Origin of the sequence: Rhodococcus sp. ACPA4, assembly GCF_002300185.1 — a bacterium.
GTDB lineage: Bacteria > Actinomycetota > Actinomycetes > Mycobacteriales > Mycobacteriaceae > Rhodococcus_F > Rhodococcus_F globerula.
In genome coordinates, this window is record NZ_NSDY01000001.1 from 4,396,532 (window position 1) to 4,408,539 (window position 12,008).

The 12,008-nt window shown below is 63.8% G+C and carries 12 protein-coding genes; 11 read left to right on the forward strand and 1 reads right to left on the reverse strand.

Going from position 1 to position 12,008, the window contains the following annotated elements:
* The first annotated feature begins 48 nt into the window (after nucleotides 1-48).
* From CJ178_RS20130 to CJ178_RS20155, 6 genes are all read left to right on the forward strand, one after another.
* Complete coding sequence (locus CJ178_RS20130) at nucleotides 49-816, forward strand: IclR family transcriptional regulator (RefSeq protein WP_092805019.1); 768 nt, start codon at nucleotides 49-51, stop codon at nucleotides 814-816.
* Nucleotides 817-891: 75 nt separating this feature from the next.
* Entirely contained in the window at nucleotides 892-2,067 is a 1,176-nt protein-coding gene (locus tag CJ178_RS20135; RefSeq protein WP_095887492.1) for a cytochrome P450, read from the forward strand.
* Nucleotides 2,064-2,258: a ferredoxin gene (locus CJ178_RS20140; protein WP_045065909.1), complete on the forward strand. Its 195-nt coding sequence runs from the start codon at nucleotides 2,064-2,066 to the stop codon at nucleotides 2,256-2,258. Before CJ178_RS20135 ends, CJ178_RS20140 begins: the two co-directional genes overlap by 4 nt.
* Entirely contained in the window at nucleotides 2,255-3,382 is a 1,128-nt protein-coding gene (locus CJ178_RS20145) for an NAD(P)/FAD-dependent oxidoreductase (protein WP_095887493.1), read from the forward strand. The genes CJ178_RS20140 and CJ178_RS20145 overlap by 4 nt, the downstream gene beginning before the upstream one ends.
* A gap of 24 nt (nucleotides 3,383-3,406) precedes the next feature.
* Nucleotides 3,407-4,330: a LysR family transcriptional regulator gene (locus CJ178_RS20150; RefSeq protein ID WP_095887494.1), complete on the forward strand. Its 924-nt coding sequence runs from the start codon at nucleotides 3,407-3,409 to the stop codon at nucleotides 4,328-4,330.
* A 222-nt stretch (nucleotides 4,331-4,552) separates the two neighbouring features.
* Nucleotides 4,553-6,214, forward strand: coding sequence for an MFS transporter (locus CJ178_RS20155; RefSeq protein ID WP_095887495.1), 1,662 nt, complete (start codon nucleotides 4,553-4,555; stop codon nucleotides 6,212-6,214).
* A gap of 12 nt (nucleotides 6,215-6,226) precedes the next feature.
* Here CJ178_RS20155 and CJ178_RS20160 read toward each other — a convergent pair whose 3' ends face one another.
* On the reverse strand, nucleotides 6,227-6,814 hold the full coding sequence (locus CJ178_RS20160; RefSeq protein WP_045065917.1) for a TetR/AcrR family transcriptional regulator: 588 nt from the start codon (nucleotides 6,812-6,814) through the stop codon (nucleotides 6,227-6,229).
* A 148-nt stretch (nucleotides 6,815-6,962) separates the two neighbouring features.
* Between CJ178_RS20160 and CJ178_RS20165 the strand changes: the two genes are divergently transcribed.
* Genes CJ178_RS20165 through CJ178_RS20185 form a run of 5 tightly spaced genes read left to right on the forward strand, consistent with a single transcriptional unit; the run spans nucleotide 6,963 to nucleotide 12,002 of the window.
* Nucleotides 6,963-7,976 carry an aryldialkylphosphatase gene (locus CJ178_RS20165; protein ID WP_095888067.1) on the forward strand — a complete coding sequence of 338 codons (1,014 nt, stop codon included), beginning with the start codon at nucleotides 6,963-6,965 and terminating at the stop codon, nucleotides 7,974-7,976.
* A 57-nt stretch (nucleotides 7,977-8,033) separates the two neighbouring features.
* The gene (locus tag CJ178_RS20170) at nucleotides 8,034-8,987 is read left to right on the forward strand and encodes a phosphotriesterase family protein (RefSeq protein WP_045066811.1); all 954 of its coding nucleotides are present in this window, start codon (nucleotides 8,034-8,036) and stop codon (nucleotides 8,985-8,987) included.
* Nucleotides 8,988-9,001: 14 nt separating this feature from the next.
* Complete coding sequence (locus tag CJ178_RS20175; protein WP_095887496.1) at nucleotides 9,002-10,129, forward strand: FAD-dependent monooxygenase; 1,128 nt, start codon at nucleotides 9,002-9,004, stop codon at nucleotides 10,127-10,129.
* 12 nt (nucleotides 10,130-10,141) lie between these two features.
* Nucleotides 10,142-11,059: an alpha/beta hydrolase gene (locus tag CJ178_RS20180; protein WP_095887497.1), complete on the forward strand. Its 918-nt coding sequence runs from the start codon at nucleotides 10,142-10,144 to the stop codon at nucleotides 11,057-11,059.
* A 1-nt stretch (nucleotide 11,060) separates the two neighbouring features.
* Entirely contained in the window at nucleotides 11,061-12,002 is a 942-nt protein-coding gene (locus CJ178_RS20185; protein WP_095887498.1) for an MBL fold metallo-hydrolase, read from the forward strand.
* Nucleotides 12,003-12,008 lie beyond the last annotated feature (6 nt).

A 12,008-nucleotide genomic window follows, 5' to 3' on the forward strand; every position in this document is an offset into this window, starting at 1 on the left:
GTGACTGGATTATTCAAGACAGAACACTAGATTCTGCTATACAGAATTATGGAGAAGCCACAGAAGACCCCGCCGGCGTATGCGATCGCCAGCGTCGACCATGCACTGAGATTGGCGACAATCCTGCAACTGGAGGGAAACCTGACCGTCGCGGAAGCGGCCGAGCGACTCGGGGTCGCCAGATCGACAGCACACCGGCTACTGCAAATGCTGGTCTACCGGGACTTCGCGGTGCAGCACCCCGGCCGTCAGTACGGCGCCGGACCAGTCCTGGAACTGGCCGAACACTCGCGCTCCGCGACCTCGTTGCTTCGATCGGCCGCGCTGCCGCACATGGAACTCCTGGTCCAGGCGGTCGGAGAGTCTGCCAATCTGACCATTCGCACCGGCGTCGAGGCCCGGTTCATCGTCTCGGTGGAGTCCGCCCAGGTACTGCGCGTCGGATCACGCGAGGGCATGGTCTTTCCGGCACACCGCCTTTCCGGCGGGTTGTTATTGCTCGCCGAACTCTCCGCCGACGAACTGGGCCAGGCCTACGAGAGCAGGTCCGACGCGGATGTGACCGACCAGCCGGACCTGCCCAAACTGCGTACCGAGCTGGCGCGGATCCACAAGCAAGGGTTTGCGGTCAACCAGGGCCGCTCCGAGCGCGGTGTCGTGGCCGTCGGAGTACCGGTGCGTGATGCCAACGGCAAAGCCCTTGCTGGACTGTCTGTTTCAATCCCCTCCGTGCGCTACGACCGGCAGCAGCTGCCGTCCCTGGTAGCGACCCTGCGCATGGCTGCCGATCGCATCGAGGCGGACCTGGCTCACTGAACATCAATTTGATGCATGTTTCTCTATGCAAAATATGAGTTGGATTTATGTGACTGCAGTCACTTCACTGGGTGTATGCCCAATTCTCCCGCCACTTCCACCGTCGACTTGTTCGCCGACGACGTCCTGACCGATCCCTATCCGATGTACGCCGAACTCCGCGAACTCGGCGCAGTGGTGCATCTGACCACCAATGACGTCTACGCCCTGACGCGCTACGACGCGATCCGCGACGCGTTGGCTGATCCCGGCACGTTCTCGTCCCGCAGCATCGGATTCAACCCGATGGTCAACGAGGCATTACAAGGCACGTCGCTGGCGTCGGATCCACCTGTTCACACCGAACTACGGGCGACACTGACGGAGAACCTCTCCCCACGGGCGTTGCGCGGGCTCGCGGGCCAGATCCAGAGCAAGGCCGATGCCCTGGTCGCGGACCTGGTTACCCAGGGATCGTTCGACGCCATCGATGCGCTGGCACGCGCATTTCCCCTCGAGATCGTCGCTGACCTGATCGGCTTCACCGGCTCGGTGCGCAACGACATGCTGCGCTGGGGACAAGCCGCGATGGAGGTTATCGGCCCGATGAACCAACGAACTGCCGAGAACTTCCCCATTGCCGGAGAGCTCTACGGCTGGTGCGCGCAAGTCCGCGCCGAGGATCTGGCACCAGAATCTGTGGGCCGCGGCATATTCGATGCCGAGGCCCGGGGAGCGATCCCGCCCGATACTGCAGGCAAGATCATCCACCAGTATCTGGGCGCGGGAGTCGATACGACGATCGCCGCGATCGGCAACATCGTCGCGCTGTTCTCAGCATTTCCGGACCAATTCGATCTAGTCCACCAGAATCCCGAGTTGGCACCGGCAGCATTCAACGAGACTCTCCGATTCTGGGCGCCGGTGCATGCGTGGGGGCGCTTTGTCACCAAGGATGTAGAGATCGACGGAACGCTGGTCCCGGCCGGATCCCAGGTTGCGATTCTCTTCGGCGCGGGCAATCGCGACTCACGGCATTACGAGAATCCCGACGCCTTTTCGGTCGAACGGAATCCGGTGGACCATCTCTCCTTCGGTTACGGCTCGCACGGCTGCGCCGGGCAAGGGCTGGCTCGTCTGGAAGGCCAGGCTGTCATCAGGGCACTGGCCAAGCACGCTCGACGGATTGTGGCTGCCGATCCGATTCTGTTGCCCAGCAACATCACTCGCTCTATCAATCAACTCGACGTCCTGAAAGTGATCCCCGCATGAGAATCGTGCTCGATCGGCCCCGTTGCGAAGGCCATGGTCTATGCGAAAGTGTTGCCCCTGAGCTGATGCACCTCGACGACGAGGGCGAACTGGTCCTCGACCTCGAAGAGTTCGCCGAGGGAAGCCGCGAGCTCGCCGACGCCGGCGCAGCGGTCCGGGTCTGCCCCGTCGCCGCACTCAAACTGGCATGAACGGCGCTGACACTCGTCGACGAATTCTGGTCGTCGGCAATGGAATTGCAGGCCAGACAGCCTGCGACAGCCTTCGGGCCGCTGGTTTCGACGGCAGCCTGACCATCGTGGGGGACGAACCCCGGACGGCATATTCACGGCCGGCACTCTCCAAGGCACTCCTGGTCGACGGTGGCTCCCACGAACTGGCTTCGCCGATGCACCAGGCCACCGAGCTGCTCGGGGTGGCGGCAGTCGGCCTCGACGTCGAATCAGGGCGGGTGCACCTCGATGACGGTACAGTTTTGCCGTACGACGGACTGGTCATCGCGTCCGGTTCACGGGCTCGCCGACTGGGAGGTACGGAGAGTGCGGAGCTGACGCTGCGCACGCTCGACGATGCCTGGGTTCTTCGCGAACGACTGGCCGCCCAGCCATCCGTCGTAGTCGTCGGGGCCGGCCCGCTGGGCATGGAGATCGCATCAGCGGCCATGGCCGCGCGTTGCCAGGTCACAGTGGTGGCCGACGGCAGGTCGATGCTCTCGCATCTGGGTCCACACCTGTCTGAAGCGTTCACCGCGACCGCGATAGCGCAGGGACTGACCATCGTCGACGGGTCGGCCGCTCGCATCGACGGCCCTCGCGGAGTGATCCTGCGAGACGGAACGCGGATCGAGGCCGAGCTGATCGTCACTGCGATCGGCGACATACCCAACACGGAATGGTTGGCTACCAGCGGACTCGCAGACGGCCGTCTCGAAGCAGATTCACGAGGGCGGATTCGGCCGAACATCGTGGCAGCCGGGGACGTCACGGCCATCCCCACGCGTCAAGGAATACGACGGATTCCGTTGTGGAGCAGCGCAATAGAACAGGCAAAAGTTGCCGCCGTCGCACTCTTGAGCGGCGATGACGCGCCGGAGCTCGACCTCGATCCGTACTTCTGGACCGAGCAGTTCGGGTTGAACCTCAAGGCCACCGGTCACCTGCCGGTGGTGGGCGAACCCAAGTTCCTCGTCGGCGAGCGCCCAGAAGGACCGTCGGTGATGCGCTGGACTCACGACGACGGCCGCGGCGTCGCCGTCGCGGTCAACCACCGCATCGCGATCCCGAGACTGCGACGCATGGCCTCGACCGCCGGATGACGCAGGCCGCGTAACTTCGTGTGGATGAACCAACCCCGGAACCACGAAGGCGATCTCGGCCTGGATCGCCTCGGCGGGGTCAACCTCAACCTGCTGGTGCCGCTGCTTGCACTGCTCGAAGAGGGTTCGGTCACGCGAGCCGCCGCAAGGGTTGGCATGACCCAACCCGCGATGAGTCATGCCCTTGGCAGGATGCGCCGGATGATCGGGGACGATCTGGTTGTGCGGCAGGGGAGCGGACTGGTGCTCACTCCGCGCGCGCTGGAGCTGATCGATCCATTGCGTGAAGTGCTACGCCAGACTGCGCGAGTGGTGAACTTCCCAGGCTTCGACCCAGCTCACGACAGCCGCACCATCACAGTCGCGATGACTACCAGCACCGCCTTCGTGGTCGGGGCGGAGTTGGCGAGACTGATCGCCGAGCGGGCCCCGAATGCGACGCTGCGCATCCGCAATTTTGTCGCGCCGCAGGCTGCCGACTTCACCGACAACGGTGTGGACGTCGTACTTCTGTCAGAGGCATTTCATTCGCCGTACCCGCGCGAGCGTCTGTACGAGAACCGGTGGGTGGTGATCGCCCACCGAGACAGTGACCCCGAGGCATCTGCACTGGAACTGCTGACGTCGTTGCCTCATGTCACGTACGACTCCCGTCACCGCGTGCCGCCGTATGCCTCGATGGACGCGCACGGAGTGGACTACCGCATCGGGACGTTGATCTCCGATCACCTGCTCATCCCGCACCTCGTGGCAACGGCCGGTGGCGTTGCCTTGCACACCTATCGCGTCGCGGTCGCGATGGCGGAGCGAGTTGACCTGCGGATCGAGGAGTTCCCGCTACCGGTCGCACCACTGGTCGTCGACATGGTGTGGAACCCCCGCCTGGCTGATGCCGAGTTCAAATCCTGGTTGCGGGGGATTCTCGTCGAAGTAGCCGCGCCCAGCTAGCACCCTTTTCCTCGAGCTCACACCCCTTTCAGCGCACTGGAAGGGGTGTGAACTTTGCCGAAAACATGCTCGCTCTGTCCACCATTACCCGCGATACAGAATTCGCTTGACAGAGAGTAAACCGATGTGACACCTTGCTCACTCAGTGCGTGACACGTATCACAAGCGCGCTCGGACTGCCGATCGAGCGGTTCGGAATCCTCGAGCAAGGAGCTCACAGAAATGAGTAACCCGACTGCGCGGCCATCGCGCTACGTAGCGACTCTCGTAGCCGCATGCCTGGCCGTCATGGTGGCCCAGGTGGCGTACTCGCTGCCCGGCGCCCTGAACGGAACCTTCCAGCAGGACTTCAACATCTCCGGCGCAGAACTCACGTGGATCAGCGCCGCTTTTGCCACGACGATGGTGGTGTTCGAACTGACCTTCGGCGTGCTCGGCGACATGTTCGGCCGCAAACGACTGCTACTCGGCGGAGCGCTGCTGATCGTCGTCGGCGCAGCCCTGTGTGCAAGTGCGCAGGAAGTTCACCTGATGTGGATCGGCCAGGCCATCGCGGGCATCGGCGCCGGCGCGCTCTACCCGATCTCGCTGGCGATGATCGCCGCTGCAGCGCCCGACGCCCAGGCCCGCGCCAGGGCGATCGCACTGTGGGCGGGCTTCCTGTCCCTCGGTGCCGCACTCTCACCGATGATGGCCGCCGTGCTCACCGAATTCGGCAGCTGGCGTTGGGCTTTCGGTGCAGTGATCGCCGCAGCACTGATCTCGTTTGTCGTTTCACTGGGCGCGCAGGACTCGTCGTCGCCGGAAGGCCGCAAGCTCGACCTGCCCGGCCAGGCAACGTTGGCGGTCGGCCTGATCGCCCTCCTCTGGGCACTGACGCAGGGATCCGAGATCGGTTGGGGCAACACCACGATCGTCGTCGGCTTTGTCATCGGCGTCGTATCCCTGGCCGCGTTTGTCGTCATCGAATTGCGCACCGAAGTGCCACTTCTGCACCTGAATCTGTTTGCCAACCGGGTCTTCGCGATCTCGGGTATCACCGCCGTCGTCGGCATGTTCGCGTTCCTGGGCCTCTGCTTCTCGATGAGCATTTGGCTCGGTGCGGTTCAGCATGTCTCACCGCTCAAAATCGGCGTGTTGTTCCTGGTCATCCAGGGTCCCGCGTTCCTGCTGGTACCGCTCGTATCCCGCCTGATCCACAGCGTTTCACCGCGTTGGGTGCTGACGTCGGGCTTTGCACTGATCGCGATCGCCGGCTTCATCTGCTCGCAGTTCGACGTCCGGACCTCGACGTGGACGGACTTCATCGTGCCGATGCTGCTGCTCGGCGTCGGGTTCGCCTTCACGGTCGCGTCGATCACCGCGGTGGCCATCAACACCGTGCCGTTGCGCTTGGCCGGCATGGCCAGTGCCACGACAAACCTGTTGCGTGACTTCGGCTTTGCTCTCGGACCCGTTCTCGTCGCCGCTATTGCGAACAGTGTCGCCAACAACGAGGTCAGGGACGGCCTCGGCGCGGCTGTCGGTGAATCCGATCTCGGTCAGGCTCATGCCGGCGCTGTCATGGGGATCGGCGAGCAGGGCGGCGCGATGGCGCTCAACTCGATGCCGGTCATTCCGGTGCCGACCGATCCGAGCCTGGCACCCGGACCCGACAATCCAATGCTTGCAATGCCTTCCGCGATCAGCGATCTGGCGTTCTCGTCGCTCGGTAGCGGCTACAGCCTGGCATTCCTGGTGTGCGCGCTGTGCGCCGCCGCGTCCGGTGTCCTGACCCTGTTCGGACTCTTCGGAAGCCGCCCGGAGTCCGAAGCCGCAGTCGATCTGGGCACCGACGTACTGCATGAGATCGCCAATGTGGCCGACGACGTCAACGTCCGATAAGGCCGGTGAACCTCAGTTGTCCGCTGCGAGCAGGTAGCACCAGGATTCGGTGATTTCGTCGAGGCAGATCTCGCGCGGGGTCCGCCAACCGATGGAGAAGTAGCGCCGCGAGAGGTGCTCGAGCTGACCGAAAGCCAGCACGCAGCGGATCCGGCGCCGGTCGGCCGGCAGACGCTTTGCCGTGTCCAGCCCCGCGGTCATGTCCTCGACGGCGGACTCGAACCACTGCTCGGTCTTGGCCTCGACGTCCGGCTCGTACGACGCCTCGTAGGACGCGGTGAGGTAGGGCTTGATCTCGTCCCATTGGGAGAACTTGCGGTCGAGCCACGCGTGGATCTCGCCTCGCGAGCCGGAGGCAACCACCGCGGTCAGCGTGGGGTTGTCGGCCGCGGTGAGGATCGCGTCGACCTTTGTCAGCAACGCACTCATCACGTCGGCCTTGGACGAGAAGTGCAGGTAGAAGGTAGTCCGGGTCGAACCTGCGGCCGACGCGATGTCGTCGATCGTGGTCGCGGAGTAACCCTTCTCGCCGAACAATTCCAGCGCCTTGGCAAGGAAGAGCTCGTAGGTCATCTGTTTTTGAGCGGCGCGAAGCGACATGGCCACAGATTCTAGCCGCAGCAAAGCCACAAACCAGCGCGACAAGTCAGATGTCTGTTAACCAACTCACTTGACGCTTTGTAATGTTAATGGCTACTGTGATCGCTACCACGTCATGCAGGCATGACGATGACGAAAGGAAATGCCGATGAAGGTCGACCAGATCGCTGAAGGCAACACCGTCAACACCGTTCTCGGCCCCGTTCCCGCCGACCAGTTGGGTGTTGTCGCGGTCCACGAAGCACTGCTGTCAGTGCTTCCGGGTGCGGAATACGCATTCGACATCACGATGGACCGCGCCGACATCTTCGAGACCCTGGCGGACAAACTGAAGGATTTCCGAGAACACGGCGGAGCGACGATCGTCGACGCCACCGGCATGTTCCACGGTCGCGACGTCAAGCTGTACGAGGCTCTCTCACGCACCACCGGCGTGCACATCGTCACGTCGACGGGCCTCGGCCCGGAGGAGATGCTCGGCGGTTATTTCCTTACGCCGCAGACCAATCCGCCGACGCCCTGGCCGGCGGAGAAGTTCGCCGAGCTCTTCACTCAGGAAATCACCGATGGCATGGTGATTCCGCGCGTAGAGCGTCGCGGCATCCCCGGATTGGTGGCTACCGCCGCGAATCACGAGGGAATGACCGCCACCGAGGAAAGCCTGTTCCGCGGAGCGGCCCGCGCCGCGCTCGCCACCGGCGCCCCTGTCTCCATTCGCTACGGCAACGACGCGGTGGCCGACCTCGAGATCCTCGCGGACGAGAAGCTACCGGCAGAGCGCGTCATCGTCGGCGGACTCGACCGCAAGGATGCCGTCGCCGCCGGCGCCCCGGCCGAAATCGCCCGCCGCGGCGCCTATGTCGCGCTGGACCACGTAGGCACAGCAGATGACGTCCACATCACCGACGCCGAGCGTGCCGCTTTGGTTGGCGAGCTGGTCAAGTCCGGCTACGGAAACCGGATTCTGCTCTCCAGCAACGCAACCGGCGTCGCCAAGGGTCATCCCGGAAACGATCTGCCGTTCAGCTACATCCTGTCGACGTTTGTCCCCGCCCTCACAGCGCAGGGACTGAGCGAGCTGGATGTGCAGCGCATCCTCGTCGACAACCCGCGCGACTTGCTCAGTGCGTCAGGGGCTACGCCGACGCGAGCCGTGGGCTGACCCCACCGCGACAACGGATAACCATCCAATTTTCGAATCTTCTTAGAGGTGAGTGTTGTGTCGAGAGTGAACACCGTTCTGGGGTCGATCCCCGCCGAGGAACTCGGGATCGTGGCCATCCACGAGCACATCGGGTACGGCATGCCGGGCTCGGAGCTGGACACGAAGTGGTGGAAGACCCCCGAGGAGCGGTACTCCGAGACCGTCCCCAAGCTTCGGAAATTCCACGAGTACGGCGGCGGAACCTTCGTCGACGTCACCGGAATCTGCAACGGCCGTGACGTCGACTACTACAAGTCACTGTCCGCCAAGACCGGCGTCCACATCATCGCGTGCACCGGCTTTGTCGGCGGCGACACCGCACTTCCGTTCTTCGAACGAGCAAGCGTCGAGTACCTCACCAGTCAGTTCGTTCACGAGATCACCGTCGGTATCGGCAATACCGGCAGCAAGGCCGGTGTCATCAAGGTCGGCGTAAGCCGCGGTGGCCGAATGACGGATCTGGACAAGCGCATCTACCGCGCGGCCGCTCGCGCTGCGCTGAGCACCGGCGTGCCGATCCTGACGCACCTGGCTATCGACGCCGAGAACGCAATCAAAATCTTCAACGACGAGGGCTTGCCGCTGGATCGGGTGCTGTTCGGGCACGTCGACGACGGTGTGAACGCCGACAAGACGCGTGACACCTGGATTGCCGAACAGGGTGGACGCGTCGGCTTCGACACGTTCGGCTACGAGACCGAACTCCCGGACCCCCCGTTTTGGGCGCGCCCCCGCAAGGAGCGTCTTGACCACTTCCTGCGCTTCCTCGGCAAAGGCCACTTGGATCAGGCACTCGCGGGCGTCGACGCCAACTGCAGCCCGCTCGGATGGCCCGGCGTCAAGGGCCACACCCTGAACTACCTCTTCGAAGACCTCATTCCCGACCTGCGCGAAGCCGGGTTGGACGAAGCCACCATCACCAAGTTGTTCGTCGAGAACCCGGCCGACTTCTTGACCATCCAGAACTGACAAGGACAAGAACAATGCAGTCTTCAGAGCTCGAGAACCTGAAAATCGCCATCGTCGGCGCGGGATACGCCGGTGCTGCGGCAGCCAAGGCCCTGAGCCTGCTCGGCGCCGATGTCAACGTGTACGAGCAAGCAAGCCAGATCCGGGAGGTCGGCGCCGGCATCGGCCTGCGTCCGTCCACCATGGATCGCTTCCGCCAGTGGGGCATCTTCGACGCCGTCGCGCAGGTCAGCTCGCCGAGTGACTACTTCGAAATCCTCACCGGCACAAATGATCCGATCATGAAGGAGGAGTGGCCCGCCGTCCCCGGCGACACCGAGGGCACCAAGACTCACCTGATCCACCGCGGCGACTTCATCGACGCTCTGCTCGGCGTACTCCCCGAAGGCATGGTGCATCTCGGCCACAAACTCGAGACCCTCGAGGACAAGGGCGATCGCTCCGTCCTCACCTTCACCAACGGCACCACCGTCGAAGCCGATCTGGTCATCGGCGCCGACGGCATCAAGTCGGTTGTGCGTCAACAGCTTTTCAGCGACAAGGGCCCCGTGTTCTCCGGTGAGCACGCGTACCGCACGGTCATCTCGGTTGACGACGCCTACGGGATGGCGACGGACGACAACCTCCGCATGTACATCGGACGGGGCACGAAGGTCTACCTGCTGCCACTGCGCCACCGCGGCCAGGTCTCCTTCGACATCACCGCGCTGTGCCCGGACAGCACGTGGGCGCCGACGATCACCAAGGAAGACATCCTGGCGACACTCGAAGGTTTCGACGAGCGGATCGTGAACATCGCTCGCGACCTCGACATGGACACGGTGAGCATTCGCGCGGTCTACGACATCGACCCGGTTGACGTGTGGCACACCGACTCTGTTGCCCTCGTGGGCGACGCTGCCCACTCGATGCTGCATCACCAGGGCCAGGGCGCGAACTCGGCGATCCTGGACGCCGGCGGTCTCGCCGACGCTCTGAAGGAAGCAGATTCCGTCAAGGAAGCACTGGCGTTGTACCAGGCAAACCGCAAGCCGGTGACGGACGAGCTGCAGCGCATCTCGCGTCAGGGCTGGACCGAAGACGAAGTCAACGACGTGTTCCCCGGCCAGAAGACGGCAGCTCACCCGGCTGCGACCAAGTAAGGAAGCCACGACATGCCCTTGCATCCCCAGATCGCTGAGCTCATCGCCACCCTGCCGGCCCCGCCCGAGGGACCGCTCGACCCGGCGCTCATGCGCGCCGGCGATGAGACGCACGTAGCTCCGCTGAAAGAACGTCTGCCACTGCACGCTGTCGAGGACACGACCGCGGGCGATGTGCCCGTCCGGATCTACACACCGGTCGACGCCGACGCGTACGGACTGTTGGTGTACTTCCACGGCGGCGCGTTCTTCCTCGGCAGCCTGAACACGCATGACCACGTTGCGCGCAACCTCGCGAAGGAGACCGGCCTCAAGGTCATCTCCGTCGACTACCGTCTCGCTCCCGAGGCGGCCTTCCCGGCCGGGCTCGAGGATTGCCACGCGGTAGTGCGCTGGGCAGCGGAGAACGGCGAGGCTCTGAAGTGGGACGGGAAGACGCTCGCACTGGCCGGCGACAGTTCTGGTGGCACTTTTGTTGCCGCCGTCGCTGCACTGGCACACGACGAGGGATTCGACCGCATCACGCACCAGGTACTGCTCTACCCCTCGCTGGATCTGGACTTCGACGTCGATCGCTACGAATCCCTGCGGGAGAACGCCGAAGGGTACGGCGTGGAGACTGCAGGACTGAAGGGCTTCAACAGTTTCTACTTCGAGAGCGGTGCGGACGCGGCGAACCCGCTTGTCTCACCGATCAAGCGTGAGGATCTTTCCGGGCTACCCCCGGCACTGATCGTCACGGCCGAATACGACCCGATGCGTGATGAGGGCGAGTTGTACGGCCAGCGCCTGAAGGAAGCCGGAGTCGAGGTGACGGTGAGCCGCTATGCCGGTGCCAACCACGGTTTCGCGCAGAACTTCTCCTGGATCCCGGAGTACCACAAGGTGTTCGGGGAGACTGCCGCCTTCATTCGTTCCACCGGTGAGTGACATGACAGACGACGTGAAGATTCATCCGCTCGTCTCGCCGTGGGGCCGATTCGGCCTCTACAGCTTCCTGATCGACGCCCCCGAACTCGCAATCGTCGACACCGGGATCGCGTCGTCGCCGGCGCAGGGAATGGCCCCGGCACTCGAGGCAATCGGACGCCGAATCGAGGATGTTCGCTGGATCCTGCTGACTCACGGCCACATTGACCACATCGGCGGCGCTCACGCTCTGTGGGAACTCACGGGCAGGCGTGCGCAGGTTGTGATCCACGAGGCCGACGCACACCTGTTGCGCTCGCGGCAGGCGCACGTCGACGAATATCTGACGGGGCGTGGGCAATACCTCGACGACCCGCAGGGTGTGGAGAAGCAGATGGCGTCGGCGAAAGCTGTCATCTCCGGCGAGATGGAGCCGTCCATCTTGGTTCGAGGCGGCGAAACCCTCTCCCTCGGTGGCGGTGTCACCGTATCGGTGCATTCCATCCCCGGCCACACGGCCGGATCGGTTGCCTACGTGGTTGACGGCCAGAACGACGTGTTCGTCGGCGACGCCGTGCAGGTCCACGGAGCGGCCAACGGCTTCCCCGGCTACGAAGATCCTCTCGCGTACCGGTCGAGTCTTCAGTACCTGCGTGACGAGATCCGTCCGAACCACCTGTATCTGGGGCATCCGTACCGCCGGGCCGACGGCGTCGCCTACGGCGTCGAACTCGACCGCGACCAGGCATCCGAGGCACTGCGCGAGAGTGTCGACATCGAGGTCGGCGTGCGCGGCGCAGCTCACCAGTGCCTGTGCGGCGGTCTGCCGGAGACGGACTCGGCGTACTCACCGTTTGCACCTGTCGCCGACAAACTCGGCTACGAGGGCGACCCGAGCCTCGAACCGTCCCCGTTCTTCACGACGATGCACGGCTACCGCACTCAGTACGACGAAGAAGAATAGGAGTCG